Here is a 15424-nt window from a genome sequence, read left to right on the forward strand (position 1 = left end):
AGCGACCCGGAAATCTAAAGACGGATAAAGGGCGGCTGCGGGGCCCTTTTCCCTCGTACCTTGCTACAGGGCCGCACTGTGTAGAGCGCGAGCGCATGCCATGCGCTGCATGGCGGGCGCTGATGCGCCGCCGGGCGGTGCCACGCCAGTCGAGGGGAGGGTCAGAAACCCAGGCTGGCCAGCAGGTCGTCCACTTGGGACTGGTCGGTCACGATGTCCGCAGTGTTTTCCGGGTCCACCACGGGGCCGGCGAGGTGCTCGCGCGGAACCTCCACCAGCGCGGCGGGCACGTTGGCGGTGGGCGGGGCAGTCTGGATCAGCAGCTGGACCAGTTGCTCCTCGATGGTGGCAGCCAGATTGACCACCCGGGCAATCACCTGGCCCGTGAGGTCGTGGAAGTCCTGCGCCATCATGATTTCGGTCAGGTGCGTATCGGCTTCCATGGTGACGCGTTCCACGTCGGTCAGGAAGTTCATGATCTCGCCCTTGGCCACGGCAGCCACAGGGTCTTTGACCAGCGAGGCCACTACGCGGCGTGTCTCGGCGGCGATGAAATCATGCTGTGCCTTGGCCTGTTCGACCCGGGTGAGCACTTTTTCTGCGGCCTCGCCCGTCAGGCGGGCGATGTAGGACAGGCGGCTCTGGGCGTCGGGCAACTCGCCCATGGAGCCGCGCAGCTTGTCTGCGTAGCCCAGTTCGTTGAGCGAATCGTGCAGCTGGCGGGTCAGCAGGCCGATCTTGTGGTGGACCTCGGCCGTGGGCTCACCAGGGGGGGTGTCAGGGGTTTCCATGGCGTCACAGCCCCATCTTCTTGAGAATCAGCAGGACCTTTTCTTCCAGAGTGGCCTTGGTGAAGGGCTTGACGATGTAACCGGCTGCCCCGCCCTGGGCGGCCGCGACGATGTCCTCCTTGCGGGCTTCGGCGGTCACCATCAGCACCGGAAGGTGTTTGAGCTTGTCGTCTTTCTTGATTTCCGCCAGGAGCTGGAAACCGTTCATGTTGGGCATGTTGATGTCCGTCACCACGAAGTCAAACTTGCTGTTGCGCAGTTTGTTCAGTGCGGCGACGCCATCTTCGGCCTCGTCTGCATCGGCAAATCCGCTCTCCTTGAGCAGATTGCGGACGATGCGCCGCATGGTGGAGAAGTCGTCAACGATCAAGAAGCGAAGGGCTGTGGTCACGTGGGACCCTTTCGGTCGAAATAGGCTGGTTGTATTGTCAAGTGTGGCAGGTTTGGTGACAAGTCGTAACGATCACCCGCCAGGCGTTGGATTTTCGCGCTTTTCCGTCGGCAGCTCTGCAGGAGGGCTTGCCGCCGCAGGAGTCCCCTTGCCCATGAGGCGTTCTTCGGCCTCGCGGGTCAGCACCGTGATGGTAATACGGCGATTGGCGGGTGCGCGCGGATTCGTGGGTTCGAGCAGATCGCTGGCGGCCAATCCCACCACGCGGCCCAACCTGCCGTCGGGCATGCCGGCAGACACCAGCTCGCGGCGCGAGGCATTGGCCCGGTCGGCCGAAAGCTCCCAGTTGCTGTAGCCGCGCTCGCTGTTGCCATAGGGCACGGCATCGGTGTGGCCAGCCAGGCTGATGCGGTTTTCCACCCCGCCCAGCGCGGCCCCGATTTCACGCAGGATGTCGCGCATATAGGGTTTCACCAGCGCACTGCCACTGTCGAACATGGGGCGGTTCTGGTCGTCCACGATCTGGATCTGCAGCCCGTCGGGCGTGACATCGATGCGGATCTGGGACTTGTATTCGTTCAGGCGCGGGTTTTCGGTGATCAGGGCGTCGATCTTGGCCTGCAGCGCCTTGATGCGCTCCTGGTCCTGCTTGGCGCGCTCGGCGCGTGCGTTGTCGATGCTGGCGCGGCGGTCCTTGTCGGGGTCGGAGTCCGAGCGGCGCACCTGGCCGTGCACCTTCGAGAGATCGTTGCCGCCGCCCGGGATCACGCTGGAGCTGTTGCCGGCGCCATCACCACCGGTCATGGCCACCTTGAGCGGGGAGCTGAAATAGGCAGAAATGCCCTGCAGCTCCCCCTTGGCGGTAGAGCCCAGCAGCCACATCAGCAGGAAGAACGCCATCATCGCCGTCACGAAGTCGGCATAGGCAATCTTCCAGGCGCCGCCATGGACGGCATGGCCGCCCTTCTTGATGCGCTTGATGATGATGGGCTGGAGCTTCTTTTCTGCCATGGTAGTGCGGGCTTACTTCTTGCCTTTCACATGTCCTTCAAGCTCGGCGAAGGTCGGCCTGTCGGTGGAGAACAAAACCTTGCGGCCGAATTCGATGGCGGTGGCGGGGTTGTAGCCCTGCATGCTGGCCAGCAGCGTGGACTTGATGCACAGGAATTCCTTGGCGGCATCTTCGGTCTTTTGTTCCATCAGGCCGCCCAGGGGCTCCACGAAGCCATAGGCCAGCAGGATCCCCAGGAACGTGCCCACCAGCGCGGAGGCGATCATGCCGCCCAGCACCGAGGGCGGTTGCCCCACCGAGCCCATGGTGTTCACCACCCCCAGCACGGCGGCCACGATGCCGAAGGCGGGCAGGGCGCCGGCCAGCCGGGCGATGGCCGCCACCGGGGCGTGGGCCTCCTGGTGGTGGGTGTCGATCTCGTTGTCCATCAGGGCCTCGATCTCGTGGGAGTTGAGGTTGCCCGAAACCATCATGCGCAGGTAGTCGGTCGTGAACTCGATCACATGGTGGTCACTGCCCACCGTGGGGTATTTCTTGAAGATTTCCGACTCATGGGGGGCTTCCACATCCTTTTCGATCGCCATCAGGCCTTCCTTGCGGGCCTTTTGCAGGATGTCGTAGAGCATGGCCAGCAGCTCCATGTAGCGCGCCTTGGTGTACTTGGATCCCTTGAGCGCGGCAGGAACGGCCTTGAGCGTGGCCTTGAGCACCTTGGGCTGGTTGTTCACCACGAAGGCGCCCATGGCGCTGCCACCGATGGTGATGAGCTCGAACGGCAGGGCCTTCAGGATCACCTGGATATTCCCGCCGTGCACGATGTACACACCGAAGATGCAGACCATGCTGACGACGTAGCCAATGATGACGAACATGCTGATTCAGGTTGATTGGGCGGGCGCCAGGCAGGGCTGGGCGGTTGCGGTGGAAACACGGCGCCGGGCCGTATCGCTGGTTTCACTGTATCTGATTGTGCGCGAACCAGTCCTGCGAGCAAGCGGGAAAGCGCCTGTCACTTCGCTCGGTTGGGCGGGTTGCGTGGTTTTTCCGTCGGTTTTCCCGATTTCGGAAACGCCCGCAGTGTTTATGCTGCGCAATAGTACGGCTTTAGGACGCCAGATTTGGCAAGACCCCATGGACACAGGTGATCTATATATGAAGACAGGCCGGTTTGAGGATGCCCGCACAGCAGGGGCGTGTCACCCATGAAAGCCGTGTTGCTGGCCGGTGGCCTGGGCACCCGCATTTCCGAAGAGTCGCACCTGCGCCCCAAGCCCATGATCGAGATCGGCGGGCGCCCCATCCTGTGGCACATCATGAAGACCTATGCCGCCCATGGGGTCAATGATTTCATCATCTGCCTGGGCTACAAGGGCTACATCATCAAGGAGTATTTCGCCAATTACTTCCTGCACATGTCGGATGTGACCTTCGACATGGCCGAGAACCGCATGGAGGTGCACCACCGCCATGCCGAGCCCTGGCGCGTGACGCTGGTGGACACCGGCGAGTCCACGCTGACCGGGGGGCGCCTCAAGCGCGTGCGCGAGTACCTGCCGCAGGGCGAACCCTTTTGCTTCACCTACGGCGATGGGGTGGCCGATCTCGACATGGCCGCGCAGTTCGCCTTCCATGCCGCCCACGGCAAGCTGGCCACGGTGACCGCGGTGCTGCCGCCCGGCCGCTATGGCGCGCTGGTGCGCGATGGCGATGGCAAGGGGGAGGGCGTGCGCGGCTTTGTCGAGAAGCCACGCGGCGACGGTGGCTGGATCAACGGCGGGTTCTTCGTGCTGTCGGCCCAGGTGCTGGACCGCATCGATGGTGATGCCACGCCCTGGGAGGCAGCGCCCATGGAGAGCCTGGCGCGCGATGGCGAGTTGATGGCGTTCGAGCACCATGGCTTCTGGCAGCCCATGGACACGCTGCGCGAGAAAAACCTGCTCGAAGAACTCTGGCAGAGCGGCCAGGCGCCGTGGAAGTGCTGGTGAGCGGCATGGCCTTGCCCGATCCCCATTTCTGGCGCGGCAAGCGCGTGGTGCTCACGGGGCACACGGGCTTCAAGGGCAGCTGGCTGGCCCTGTGGCTGCAGCGTCTGGGGGCGCAGGTCACCGGCATTGCCCTGCCGCCGGCCATCGAGCCCAGCCTGTTTGCACTGGCCGGCGTGGCGAGCGGCATGGACAGCCATGCCTGCGACGTGCGCGATGCGGGTGCCACGGCGGCCCTTATCCAGGCAGCACGGCCTGACATCTTGCTGCACCTGGCGGCCCAGGCCCTGGTGCGCGCCAGCTATGCCGCGCCGCTCGAAACCTATGCCACCAACGTCATGGGCACGGCCCATGTGCTCGATGCGCTGCGCGGCCTGCCTGGCGTGCGCGTGGCGCTGGTCGTGACGACCGACAAGGTCTACCGCAACCTAGAATGGGTCTACCCCTATCGCGAAGACGATGCGTTGGGAGGGCATGACCCCTACAGCGCCAGCAAGGCCGCCGCCGAGATTGTGACCGCCAGCTACCGCGATGCCTTCCTGTCCGCACAGGGTGTGGCCGTGGCCACTGCCCGCGCCGGCAATGTGATCGGCGGCGGAGACTGGGCGCCCGAGCGCCTTTTGCCGGACGCTGCGGCTGCCTGGTCTGCTGGCCAGACCCTGGTGCTGCGCAATCCCCATGCCACACGGCCCTGGCAGCATGTGCTGGAGCCGCTGGCCGCCTACCTGCGCCTGGCCCAGGTGCTATGGGAGCGGCCAGGGAGCGCGGGCGCATACAACTTCGGACCGGCCCCACAGGAGGCCGCCACGGTGGGGTGTGTGGTCGAGATGGCACGGTCAGCCTACCCCACCGCGCCTGTGCGTTACGAGAGCGACGCGAAGCATCCGCACGAAGCGGGGCTGCTGGCCCTGGACACGGCGCGCGCGCGCAGCCTGCTGGGCATCACCCCGTGCTGGGCCCTGCCCGAGGCCGTGGGCCGCACCATGGCCTGGTACCGCGGCTACCACGCTGGCGCCGATGCGCGCGCCTTGTGCCTGGCCGACCTGGACGCCTATGAGCAGGCCTGCGGCGCCGTGCAGGAGACCGCCCTGTGAGCCGCTTCACCGTGGAGCCCACGCCGCTGGCGGGCCTGATGACCGTGCAGCGCCAGCCGCTGGCGGACAGCCGGGGCTTTCTGGCGCGCATGTTCTGCGCGGCTGACCTGGCCCCTGCGGGCTGGACCTGGCCGATCGCGCAGATCAACCATACCCAGACGGCCCAGCGCGGCACCGTGCGGGGGCTGCATTTCCAGCACCCCCCGGCGGCTGAGGCCAAGCTGGTCAGCTGCCTGCGCGGCGCTGTATGGGATGTGGCGGTGGACCTGAGGGCCGGCTCCCCGACCTTCCTGCAATGGTTCGGACGCGAGCTGTCGGCTGCCAACCACTGGGCCATGCTCATCCCGCCCGGCTTCGCCCATGGTTTCCAGGCGCTGGCCGATGATTGCGAGATGCTCTACCTGCACTCGGCACCCTATGCGCCCGCCTCGGAAGGCGGGCTCGACGCGCTCGACCCGCGCTTGGCCATTGCCTGGCCGCTGCCCCTGGCAGGCCGCTCGCCGCGCGACGCCCAACATCCCTCCCTGGCGCCGGCCTTCACCGGGCTGGCGCTGCCCTGACCGAGTTCTGCCGATGAAATGCCGCCACTGCGCCGCCCCCGTTACCCTGCCTCTGGCAGACCTGGGTACCGCGCCCCCTTCCAACGCCTACCTGCGCGAACCCGCGCTGCATGCGCCCGAGCGCTGGTACCCCCTCAGGGTGCTGGTCTGCGAGAACTGCTGGCTGGTGCAGACCGAAGACTTCGCGGCCGCTGACGCCTTGTTCGATGCCGACTACGCGTACTTCAGCTCGTTCTCCAGTAGCTGGCTGGCCCATGCCCAGGCCTATGTGGAGGACATGGCCCAGCGCCTGTCGCTGGGCGCCCACAGCCAGGTGGTGGAAGTGGCCGCCAACGATGGCTACCTGCTGCAGTACGTGGCCGGGCGCGGCATCCCCTGCCTGGGCGTGGAGCCCACGGCCAGCACTGCAGCTGCAGCACGGGCGCGCGGCATCGAGGTCGTGGAGCAGTTCTTCGGTGTGGCGCTGGCCCGCACGCTGGTGGCCGGCGGGCGCGCCGCCGATCTCACGGTGGCCAACAACGTGCTGGCCCATGTGCCCGACATCAACGACTTCGTTGCGGGTTTTGCCGTGCTGCTCAAGCCGCAGGGGGTGGCCACCTTCGAGTTTCCGCACCTGCTGCAGCTGGTTCAACAGTGCCAGTTCGACACCCTGTACCACGAGCATTTCTCGTACCTTTCGCTCACCGCAGTGCAGCGCATTTTTGCCGCCAACGGCCTCACCGTGACCGATGTGCAGGAGTTGCCCACCCACGGCGGCAGCCTGCGCGTGTTCGCGCAGCGCAGTGACGCCCCGCCCATCGTGCACAGCCGGGTGAGCGAACTGTTGGCTCGTGAAACGGCGGCCTGTGTGTCCTCAGCCGCGTTTTACGGGGGGCTGCAAGGCGAGGCGCTGCGCATCAAGCGCGAATTGCTGGCCTTTCTGCTTGACTGCCATGCGCGCGGGCTCAAGGTGGGCGCCTATGGCGCAGCGGCCAAGGGCAACACCCTTCTCAACTTCGCCGGCGTGCGGGCGGATCTGCTGCCCTACGTGGTTGACCGCAACCCTGCCAAGCAGGGTCAGTTCTTGCCAGGTAGCCGCATCCCGGTGGTGGACGAGGAGCACCTGCGCGCGCACCAGCCCGACCGCGTGCTGATCCTGCCCTGGAACCTGCGTGAGGAGATCGCTTCACAACTCGCATACGCTCGCGGCTGGGGCGCCCAGTTTGCCGTGGCCGTTCCCCGGATGGAGACTTTCAAATGACTAAGCCTTCCCGAATCCTGTTGTCCCGCCCGTCGATCACCGATCTTGAGGTGTCATTGGCGGAGGACGCCGCGCGCAATGGCTGGGGCGAGCATTGCTATGACTACATCCGCCAGTTCGAAGAAGCATTTGCCGCCCATGTCGGCGTGCGGCATGCCATTGCCACTTCCAGCTGTACCGGGGCATTGCACATGGGACTGGCTGCATTGGGCATCGGAGAGGGTGACGAAGTCATCCTGGCCGACACCAATTGGGTCGCCACCGTTGCACCAGTGATGTACCTGGGCGCCAAGCCCGTGCTGGTGGATATTCTGGAGGACACCTGGTGCCTGGATCCCGAGGCCGTGCTTGCTGCCATCACGCCCCGCACCCGCGCCATTTTCGCGGTGCACCTGTACGGCAACGTCTGCGACATGGGCGCGCTGCTGGCCATCGGTTCCGAGCACGGCATCCCGGTCATCGAGGATGCGGCAGAGGCCATTGGTTCGCGCCACCGAGGGCGCAGGGCCGGGTCCATGGGGCTGTTCGGGGGATTTTCGTTCCATGGATCCAAGACGATGACCACCGGAGAGGGGGGAATGTTCGTGACCGACGATCCGGCCCTTTATGAAAAAGTTCTTACCTTGTCCAATCATGGCCGGGCGCGGGGGCAGGTGCGGCAGTTCTGGCCCGACGAACTGGGTTTCAAATACAAGATGTCCAATGTGCAGGCGGCGATCGGGTGTGCGCAGCTGCAGCGCATCGAGGACCTGATCGCGCGAAAGCGTGCGATCTTCCATGCCTACCAGGTGGCACTGGCCGAAGAGCCTGCCGTGCGCATGAATCCCGAGTTGCCCGGCACGGAAATTGGCGCGTGGATGCCTACGGTGGTGCTGTCGGCTGATGCTGCATTGACAGCCGACACCCTGCTGCAACGTTTTGTGGGTAGCAACATCGATGCGCGGCCATTCTTTTCTCCGCTCTCCACCTTGCCCTGGATGCAGGGTGCTGGCGGTGGGCACCATGCGCGGCACATTGCCGAGCGTGCGGTCAATCTGCCCAGCTTCCACGACATGACCGACGCGGACATCGCAAGGGTGGTCGGCGTGATCCGCGAGGCGCTGCATGCCGCGTGACGGGCAGCACCTGCAATCCCTGGGTGGGCGCCCCTGCGTGGTGTGGGGGTGCTCGGGCCATGCCCGGGTGCTGCTGGACCTGATTGCCGCGCAGGGAGGGAACGTGGTTGCGTTCGTCGATGCGCGGCCGGTGCCCACCCTGCTTGCCGGCGTGCCCGTGCTGCTGGGCCACGCCGGTTTTGCCGAGTGGGCGGGCGCCTTGGCGGGCGACGTCTCCAAGGCATGCGGGGTGATTGCCATTGGCCGGCAGGGTCCGGACCGCCTTCACGTTGTGGGCCGGTTCGCCTCGGCTGGCGTGGCGTTGCCGGTGCTCGTGCACGCCACTGCCAGCGTGAGCCCTTCAGCGGTGCTGGGGCAGGGCTCGCAGGTGCTGGCCCAGGCGGTGGTTGCCGCCGGTGCGGTGCTTGGCGATGTCTGCATCGTCAACCACCGGGCTTCGGTGGACCATGAGTGCCAGCTGGCCGACAGCGTGACGGTGGCGCCTGGTGCCACCCTGTGCGGCGGCGTCCACGTGGGGCGTGACGTCTTCATCGGCGCTGGCGCCACTGTATTGCCGCGTGTGTCCATCGGTGCCGGAGCGATGGTGGGCGCGGGGGCCGTGGTGACCCGCGACGTGCCGGCGGGCGCCGTGGTCGTCGGCAACCCGGCCCGGGTGGTCCAGGCGCCGCCACACCGCTGACGCGGCCCTTTTCAATCACTGTTTCAACAGTCCAGCAGGAGCATTTCATGCCGCACAAACAGACCCCAGGTCCCGTCGAGGTATTTCAGCAGGAGCGTGAAGACCGGCTGCAGCAATACGGGACGGATGCGCACTTCCAGACCCTGTCCCAGGACTGGCTGCAGGCGTCCATGCAGCGCCAGTACGTGTACAACTTCGACTGGCTGGGGCGGCCCATAATCCAGTACCCGCAGGACATGGTGGCCATGCAGGAGCTGGTCTGGCGTGTGCGGCCGGACCTGATCATCGAAACCGGCATCGCCCACGGTGGCTCTCTGGTGCTCAGCGCGTCGCTGCTGGCCTTGCTGGACATGTGCGATGCCATCGAGGCGGGAGGCATGCTGGACCCGCGGCAATCCCGGCGCAAGGTTCTGGGTATCGACATCGACATCCGGCCACACAACCGCGAGGCGATCAAGCGCCACCCGATGGCCAGCCGCATTGCGATGGTCCAGGGGTCTTCCATCGCACCCGACGTCATCGCGCAGGTGCAGGCGTTTGCCAAGGGCTACCAGCGGGTCATGGTGTGCCTGGATTCCATGCACACCCACGCGCACGTGCTTGCAGAACTCGAGGCCTATGCGCCCCTGGTGTCGGAGGGCAGCTATTGCGTGGTCTTCGACACCTTCGTAGAAGACATGCCGCCGAAATTCTTTGCAGACCGCCCCTGGGACGTCGGAAACAACCCAAAGACAGCGGTGCGCGAGTGGCTGGCCAGCCATTCCGAGTTCGAAGTGGATGCCACCTGGCCGCGCAAGCTGATGGTGACCGTGGCGCCCGAGGGCTTCTTGCGTCGAAAAACGGCCCCATAGCCGGCCGCGGATGCTCAGCGCATGGCCTGCGTCGCGTAGCGCAGGTAGGTCACCGCGAAATCGGTGTGGCCATGGGCCAGCTCCACCTCTGCCAGGCAGGTGAGCGCAACGGGGTCGTGCGGAACGGCGCACAGCACCATTTCAGCCAGCTCCGTCACGTTGTACCAGCGCCTGTTCTCGATCTGGCCCGTTTCCGTCACGGTGTCCGTGGGAACCTCCTTGGCCCTGGCCAGGGACGCCTCCAGGCGGGCGTGGGCTTCGTGGAGGGTTACCCGGTTCCCGGGGCCCAGCCCCACTCCCGGAACGGGTGGAGCTTCCCATTCCGGCGGCATGCTGCCCAGGTACTCCTGCATGACCTCTATCTGCGCCGCGTGTTGCTCTTCGGTATCACCGGGGTGTACCTCCTGGGCCAGCCATTGCAGCCACATGGTGCGCAAGCCCTCGCCAAAGGCGCTGCAGAACACGTCTTCCCGCATGAGAACGGATTCTTCCAGTTCCTGGCGCAGGTTCATGCGTGTTGCGTTCAGGCTGTTCGCGTCTTGGGCAAGATGGACCGCAATGTCGACGTAGGCTCGCTGCGTTTGCGCAAGCCACTCGGGCCGTCCCAGGTGGAGCAGGATTCCCGCGGTCAGGCGGCTCTTGAAGCTGCTTCCCGCCAGGGCCACCAGGGGAACACCCATCCAGAGGACGTCCATCGAGGTCGTGCCCCCGTTCAGGGGAAACGGATCCAGCGCAATATCGATGCGGTGGTAGGTCAGGTACTGGTTGCTGGAGCTTAGCGCCACCAATTCGACCCGATCGGCATCCAGCCCCAGGCTGTTGCAACGCGCCATGTAGGCGCGCGCGAAGTCCGGGTTGTCAAGGTTCTTGCCTTCGATGAGGAGCTTCGAGCCAGGTACCCGGCGCAGTATTTCGGCCCAGGTGGACAACACGGTGTCGGTGATCTTGCCCAGGTTGTTGCACGAGCCAAAGGTGATGTACCCATTTCCCACCGCCGGGCTGGGACGAACCAGGTAGATAGGTTGATAGCGCCACAGAGGGTTGCGGCTCATCGGCCGGTACACGCAAAGGCGGGTGGGCATGCGGAACAGGCGTTCGCTGTATTGCCACTCCACCCCTGGCGGGTCCGTCATGTCGTCGGTGATCAGGTAGTCCATGGCCGACAGGCCGGTGGTTCCCGGGAATCCGATCCAGGTGGCTTGTATCGGGGCTGCCTTGTGGGCCATGGCCATCAAGCCGTTGTGGCCTGTGTGCCCGGCCAGGTCGATCAGGATGTCGATCCCGTGGTCTTGAATGGTCTGCGCCTGCTTTTTGGCGTTGAGCCCGGCGATGCGGATGAAATGGTCCGCGTGCCGCTCCACGCGCGTGGTGATGTAGTCGCTCTTGGGAAATAGGTAAAACGCGTAGACCTCGAACTGGCGGCGGTCGAGCTGTGCGAGCACGCCCTCCATGAAGTACATCACCGAGTGCACGCGAAAATCGGGCGACAGGAAGCCTATGCGCAGCTTTCGCCACGGATCACGGTTGCGTTCGGAAAAACTCGGCCACGAGGGTTTCAGCGGGGGTTCGAACACCGCGGCGTATTCGCGCGCGGCTGTGGCCAGGCTGGTAGCGTCCGCATCAGGGTCCGCCAGCATGAACAGTAGCCGGTTGGTGTGGTTGGAGGGTTCCCTGGGCGTCAGCGCAATCGCGTCGATGGAGTCCTGCACGGCCTGCTTCACCTGGCCCATTTCACGCCGGTGGATGGCCTTTTGGGTGAGCGCAGCGGATTTCTCGTAGACGTCCGTGGCCAACTCCGCCGCTTTTTCGGCCGCCCTGAAACCCTGTTCATTCTTGGTGATCAGGTAGCAGCACTGCGACAGCATGAGCCAGCAGACGGCTTTCTCGGGCCGCAGCGCACAGACCCTCTCGAAAAGGGGCAGCGCCTCTGCATTGCGCACCTGCCTGAGCAGGACGTTGGCATAGTTGATCAGGAGTTCGGCGTCGTCGGGCCACATCCGGGCACCGCGCTGGTACACCTCGAGCGACTCTTCGATCTTGCCCTGGGATTCGAGTGAATGGCCCAGCAGGCGGGTGGCATTCAGGTCACGGGAGTCCTTGCGCAAGATCTGCTTGCACAACCGGGTCAACAAGGTCCAGTCCTTGCTTTCGAGGGCCGTTCTGATGCGGCCATCGACCGGGGATTTGTTTTTGCCGTGGTTTCTGCCTTGCACCATATGTCCTTGTTGACTTACGCCACAGGCAGTCTATCCGCCATCCCTGGAGCGGCCGGCGCCGTTGCCATGAACCGCGCTGTTTACTGCAGCAGCTTCAGGACGCCCTGCGGGATCTGGTTGGCCTGGGCCACCATGGCCGTGCCTGCCTGCTGCAGGATCTGCGAGCGCGACAGGTTGGCCGTTTCTGCGGCAAAGTCGGCGTCAAGAATGCGCGAACGCGATGCCGACAGGTTCTCGGACGTGATGTTCAGTGAGGAAATGGCGGTTTCGAACCTGGCTTGCAAGGCGCCGAGCTTGGCCCGCTCGCCGTTGATATAGGCCAGTGCGGAATCGACGGTCTTCAGGGCTTCGGTCGCTTTCTTGAAGGTGGTCACGTCCAGGTTGGCGACCTCCTGCAGGTCCGAGGCGCTGTCGGTAGCCGATGTGGTGTTGAATGCGTTGGTCGTGGTGGCATTGGTCGAAAACGATTTTTCCGAATCCAGCACCACATAGCCACTCACGGTGGACGCGTCTGCGCCAGCCGCCGCGGCCAGGGTGTCGACGGCACCAATGACGGAGCCATCGGCCTGCAGCTTCTGGATATTGACGCCACCGCTGTTCACACCCGAAGTGGCCCCCTTGTACAGGCCGATGTCCTGGCCGGTGGCGCTGGTCAGGATCACGCCGTCGCTGGTGGAGTTGAGCGATGCCGTCACGCCGGTCTTGGACGATTGCTCGTTGATGGCCGACACGGCATTCGACAGGCCATCCGACGTGTTCAATGCGGAAACGTTGAACGAAATGGACTGGCCCAGCGCGGGTGCGGTTGGCGTATTGTCGCCGCGCAGCTCGAAGGTATAGGAGCCGACCGATTCGAATTTGAGCTCGACTTCGGTGCGCGCGGAGGCGGTGACACCCGTGTTCGCCGTCTGGAGATTGACCTTGTCCGCCATGGACTTGGCCGTGTCATTGTCTGCAATGACGATTTCCTTGGAGCCCAGGGCGCCATTCACTGCCAGGGTACCGGCGGTCACGCCGTTGGAGCCCCAGTCGGCGGCATTGGCACCGCTGCCGGCACCATTGGCCGATGTGTTCTGGTTGTTGCCGTACACGGTGGTGCGCAGGTTGGCCGTGGCGGCCACGATGGTCTGGTTGGCGTTGGCGCCCACCTGGAACTGTTGCGTACCAAATGTGCCATTGAGCAGCTTGGCGCCGTTGAACTCGGTGGTCTGCGAGATGCGGTCCAGTTCGCTGACCAGTTGGCCCACTTCCTGATTCAGCGCCTGGCGGTCGCTGGGGCTGTTGGAGGCATTGGCCGATTGCACCGCCAGTTCACGCACCCGCTGCAGAATGTCGCCTGCCGCCTTCATGGCACCTTCCGTGACCTGCGCCAGCGAGATACCATCGTTGGCATTGCGCGCTGCCTGGTTCAGGCCGCGGATCTGGCTGGTGAAGCGCTCGGAAATGGCCAGGCCGGCGGCGTCGTCCTTGGCGCTGTTGATGCGCAGGCCCGACGACAGGCGTTGGATGGAGGTGTTGAGCGAGGTTTGGCTCATGCCCAGGTTGCGCTGGGCCGTCAACGAGGCGACGTTGGTGTTGATCGTGGCTGCCATGGGAATGCTCCTTGAGGCTGAATGGACATTTGTGCCTGATGGGGGACTACAACCGTCCGGCAGGCGATACGGGAACGATGGGGAATTGTGGCAATGACCCCCCCATGGCGTTGGCCCGATAAAGAGCGGAAAAGCCTGCCAACTTGCACGTTTGACCCTAAAGTTTCCCCAGCAGGCGTCGAAAAGACTCACAACGGAAGGCAAATGCACTCCGCCGTTCACCAGAAGGCCATGTGGGCACTGTGGACCGTATAGCCGGGTGCCTTGCCTGGCACCAGGTTGGCGGCAACGCCATTTCAGTCAGTTCTTTTCAGGAGATTTGCCATGGCATCCACCATCAACACCAACGTCGCCTCGTTGACGGCCCAGCGCAACCTGGGCATGAGCCAAACCTCGCTCAACACCTCCATCCAACGCCTGTCGTCGGGCCTGCGCATCAACAGCGCCAAGGACGACGCCGCCGGCCTGGCCATTTCCGAGCGCTTTACCAGCCAGATCCGCGGCCTGAATCAGGCTGTTCGCAATGCGAACGACGGTATCTCCCTGGCGCAAACGGCTGAAGGCGCCCTGAAGGCCTCCGGCGACATCCTGCAACGGGTGCGTGAACTGGCCGTGCAATCGGCCAATGCCTCCAACAGCGCTGGTGATCGCCAAGCCCTGCAACAGGAAGTGGGTCAACTGGTCAGCGAACTGGACCGCATTTCGCAAACCACCGAGTTCAATGGTGCCAAGTTGCTCAATGGCTCCTTCGGTACGCAACAGTTCCAGGTCGGCGCCAACGCCAACCAGACCATCGTGGCCGCCACGGCCAACCTGCGCACCAGCGTGTACGGCAACAACCAGAACACGTCGGCCAACGGCGCCGGCAGCGGTGCGAGCGCAGCCGCCTGGGGCTCCAACGGCGTGACCGCCGGTACCCTGGCCGTGAATGGCGCGTTGGGCTCCAAGGAAATCACCATTGGTGCCAACGACACGGCCAAGGCCATGGCGGACAACATCAACCTGCAGACCGGCAACACGGGTGTCACCGCTTCTGCGCGCACCGAAGCCGAGATCAAGTTCGAATCGACCGGTGCCTACACCTTCGAGCTGCGTTCGGACAACACGCCATCGGGAACCACCGCGGTCGGCCAGTCCATTTCGTTCAACGTCACCGCCCTGAACACGGCGGATGGCCTGTCGAACGCCGTGTCGGCCATCAACGAGCAATCGTCCAAGACCGGCGTGACGGCATCGCTCAACTCCACCAACGACGGTGTGATTCTGACCAGCGCCACTGGCCAGGACATCGGCCTGTACAAGGGAGCCGCTGCCGGCGTGAACTCGGGTGCCATCAACATCCAGAAGCTGCAGGCAGATGGCACGGCCATTGGTGCCGTCGATACCCTGGCCGCGGCATCGGGTGCGGATGAATCCACCGTCAGCGGCTACGTGGTGCTGGACTCCGACAAGTCCTTCTCCACAGTGGCTACCACCACGAACGCCTTCAACACCACGGCAGCGACGGACAGCGCCTCCGACCTGAAGGAAGTCGGGAACTTGGACGTGACCACGTTCAAGAAGGCGACGGAAGCCCTGAAGACAGTGGATTCCGGCCTGGCCTACATCAACGGTGAGCGTGCCAAGCTCGGTGCTCTGCAATCGCGTTTTGAAACGTCCATTTCCAACCTGCAAGTGACGTCAGAGAATCTGTCTTCTTCCCGTTCGCGCATTCTGGACGCTGACTTCGCGGCAGAAACGGCCAACCTGTCGCGCTCGCAGATCCTGCAGCAGGCTGGTACGGCGATGGTGGCCCAGGCCAACCAGTTGCCACAAGGTGTGCTGGCCCTGCTGCGTTAAACGCAGCTTGGCGGGCAGGGCCTGAGAGGGCCCTGGGTGCCTCGGCGGCGACAGTTTTGCTG

Annotated in this window: 14 protein-coding genes; 8 read left to right on the forward strand and 6 right to left on the reverse strand. The window is 64.5% G+C overall.

The window, feature by feature from the left end:
- Positions 1-161: 161 nt before the first annotated feature.
- From ACSQ9E_RS32300 to motA, 4 genes are all read right to left on the reverse strand, one after another.
- The gene (locus ACSQ9E_RS32300) at positions 162-791 is read right to left on the reverse strand and encodes a protein phosphatase CheZ (protein ID WP_057204093.1); all 630 of its coding nucleotides are present in this window, start codon (positions 789-791) and stop codon (positions 162-164) included.
- A 4-nt stretch (positions 792-795) separates the two neighbouring features.
- Entirely contained in the window at positions 796-1182 is a 387-nt protein-coding gene (cheY, locus tag ACSQ9E_RS32305) for a chemotaxis response regulator CheY (protein WP_057204094.1), read from the reverse strand.
- Between the two features lie 72 nt (positions 1183-1254).
- Positions 1255-2193, reverse strand: a complete 939-nt coding sequence (gene motB / locus ACSQ9E_RS32310; protein ID WP_057268659.1) for a flagellar motor protein MotB — start codon at positions 2191-2193, stop codon at positions 1255-1257.
- Between the two features lie 12 nt (positions 2194-2205).
- Positions 2206-3066, reverse strand: coding sequence for a flagellar motor stator protein MotA (motA, locus tag ACSQ9E_RS32315; RefSeq protein WP_057204096.1), 861 nt, complete (start codon positions 3064-3066; stop codon positions 2206-2208).
- A gap of 330 nt (positions 3067-3396) precedes the next feature.
- Between motA and rfbF the strand changes: the two genes are divergently transcribed.
- The 7 genes from rfbF to ACSQ9E_RS32350 are packed head-to-tail and all read left to right on the forward strand — an operon-like array spanning position 3397 to position 9715.
- Positions 3397-4179 (forward strand): glucose-1-phosphate cytidylyltransferase, encoded by a 783-nt coding sequence (gene rfbF / locus ACSQ9E_RS32320; RefSeq protein WP_057204097.1) that lies wholly within the window; start codon positions 3397-3399, stop codon positions 4177-4179.
- A gap of 5 nt (positions 4180-4184) precedes the next feature.
- Positions 4185-5270, forward strand: a complete 1086-nt coding sequence (gene rfbG, locus ACSQ9E_RS32325) for a CDP-glucose 4,6-dehydratase (protein ID WP_436220137.1) — start codon at positions 4185-4187, stop codon at positions 5268-5270.
- Positions 5267-5830: a dTDP-4-dehydrorhamnose 3,5-epimerase family protein gene (locus ACSQ9E_RS32330; protein ID WP_057204098.1), complete on the forward strand. Its 564-nt coding sequence runs from the start codon at positions 5267-5269 to the stop codon at positions 5828-5830. The genes rfbG and ACSQ9E_RS32330 overlap by 4 nt, the downstream gene beginning before the upstream one ends.
- A gap of 13 nt (positions 5831-5843) precedes the next feature.
- Positions 5844-7070, forward strand: a complete 1227-nt coding sequence (locus ACSQ9E_RS32335) for a class I SAM-dependent methyltransferase (protein WP_057204099.1) — start codon at positions 5844-5846, stop codon at positions 7068-7070.
- Positions 7067-8185: a DegT/DnrJ/EryC1/StrS family aminotransferase gene (locus ACSQ9E_RS32340; RefSeq protein WP_057204100.1), complete on the forward strand. Its 1119-nt coding sequence runs from the start codon at positions 7067-7069 to the stop codon at positions 8183-8185. Before ACSQ9E_RS32335 ends, ACSQ9E_RS32340 begins: the two co-directional genes overlap by 4 nt.
- Positions 8175-8864 carry a NeuD/PglB/VioB family sugar acetyltransferase gene (locus ACSQ9E_RS32345; RefSeq protein ID WP_057204101.1) on the forward strand — a complete coding sequence of 230 codons (690 nt, stop codon included), beginning with the start codon at positions 8175-8177 and terminating at the stop codon, positions 8862-8864. The genes ACSQ9E_RS32340 and ACSQ9E_RS32345 overlap by 11 nt, the downstream gene beginning before the upstream one ends.
- A 47-nt stretch (positions 8865-8911) precedes the next feature.
- Entirely contained in the window at positions 8912-9715 is an 804-nt protein-coding gene (locus ACSQ9E_RS32350; protein ID WP_157412613.1) for a cephalosporin hydroxylase family protein, read from the forward strand.
- Between the two features lie 14 nt (positions 9716-9729).
- On the opposite strand, the gene ACSQ9E_RS32355 is transcribed toward ACSQ9E_RS32350, so the two are convergent.
- Together ACSQ9E_RS32355 and ACSQ9E_RS32360 are read right to left on the reverse strand one after the other, a co-directional pair.
- Entirely contained in the window at positions 9730-11820 is a 2091-nt protein-coding gene (locus ACSQ9E_RS32355; RefSeq protein ID WP_436220138.1) for an O-linked N-acetylglucosamine transferase family protein, read from the reverse strand.
- A gap of 191 nt (positions 11821-12011) precedes the next feature.
- A complete protein-coding gene (locus ACSQ9E_RS32360) occupies positions 12012-13523 on the reverse strand; it encodes a flagellin (protein WP_436220139.1) in 1512 nt (503 codons plus the stop codon).
- A 324-nt stretch (positions 13524-13847) separates the two neighbouring features.
- Here ACSQ9E_RS32360 and ACSQ9E_RS32365 point away from each other — a divergent pair, with 324 nt between their 5' ends.
- The gene (locus tag ACSQ9E_RS32365; RefSeq protein WP_436220140.1) at positions 13848-15362 is read left to right on the forward strand and encodes a flagellin; all 1515 of its coding nucleotides are present in this window, start codon (positions 13848-13850) and stop codon (positions 15360-15362) included.
- The last annotated feature ends 62 nt before the right edge of the window (positions 15363-15424 follow it).

The organism is Acidovorax sp. LjRoot118, assembly GCF_964253575.1.
GTDB lineage: Bacteria > Pseudomonadota > Gammaproteobacteria > Burkholderiales > Burkholderiaceae_C > Acidovorax.

Coding starts and splice junctions, on each gene's coding strand:
- ACSQ9E_RS32300 (WP_057204093.1), bottom strand. CDS start 791: ATGGAAACCCCTGACACCCCCCCTGGTGAGCCCACGGCCGAGGTCCAC.
- motB (WP_057268659.1), bottom strand. CDS start 2,193: ATGGCAGAAAAGAAGCTCCAGCCCATCATCATCAAGCGCATCAAGAAG.
- motA (WP_057204096.1), bottom strand. CDS start 3,066: ATGTTCGTCATCATTGGCTACGTCGTCAGCATGGTCTGCATCTTCGGT.
- rfbF (WP_057204097.1), top strand. CDS start 3,397: ATGAAAGCCGTGTTGCTGGCCGGTGGCCTGGGCACCCGCATTTCCGAA.
- rfbG (WP_436220137.1), top strand. CDS start 4,185: ATGGCCTTGCCCGATCCCCATTTCTGGCGCGGCAAGCGCGTGGTGCTC.
- ACSQ9E_RS32335 (WP_057204099.1), top strand. CDS start 5,844: ATGAAATGCCGCCACTGCGCCGCCCCCGTTACCCTGCCTCTGGCAGAC.
- ACSQ9E_RS32340 (WP_057204100.1), top strand. CDS start 7,067: ATGACTAAGCCTTCCCGAATCCTGTTGTCCCGCCCGTCGATCACCGAT.
- ACSQ9E_RS32345 (WP_057204101.1), top strand. CDS start 8,175: ATGCCGCGTGACGGGCAGCACCTGCAATCCCTGGGTGGGCGCCCCTGC.
- ACSQ9E_RS32350 (WP_157412613.1), top strand. CDS start 8,912: ATGCCGCACAAACAGACCCCAGGTCCCGTCGAGGTATTTCAGCAGGAG.
- ACSQ9E_RS32360 (WP_436220139.1), bottom strand. CDS start 13,523: ATGGCAGCCACGATCAACACCAACGTCGCCTCGTTGACGGCCCAGCGC.
- ACSQ9E_RS32365 (WP_436220140.1), top strand. CDS start 13,848: ATGGCATCCACCATCAACACCAACGTCGCCTCGTTGACGGCCCAGCGC.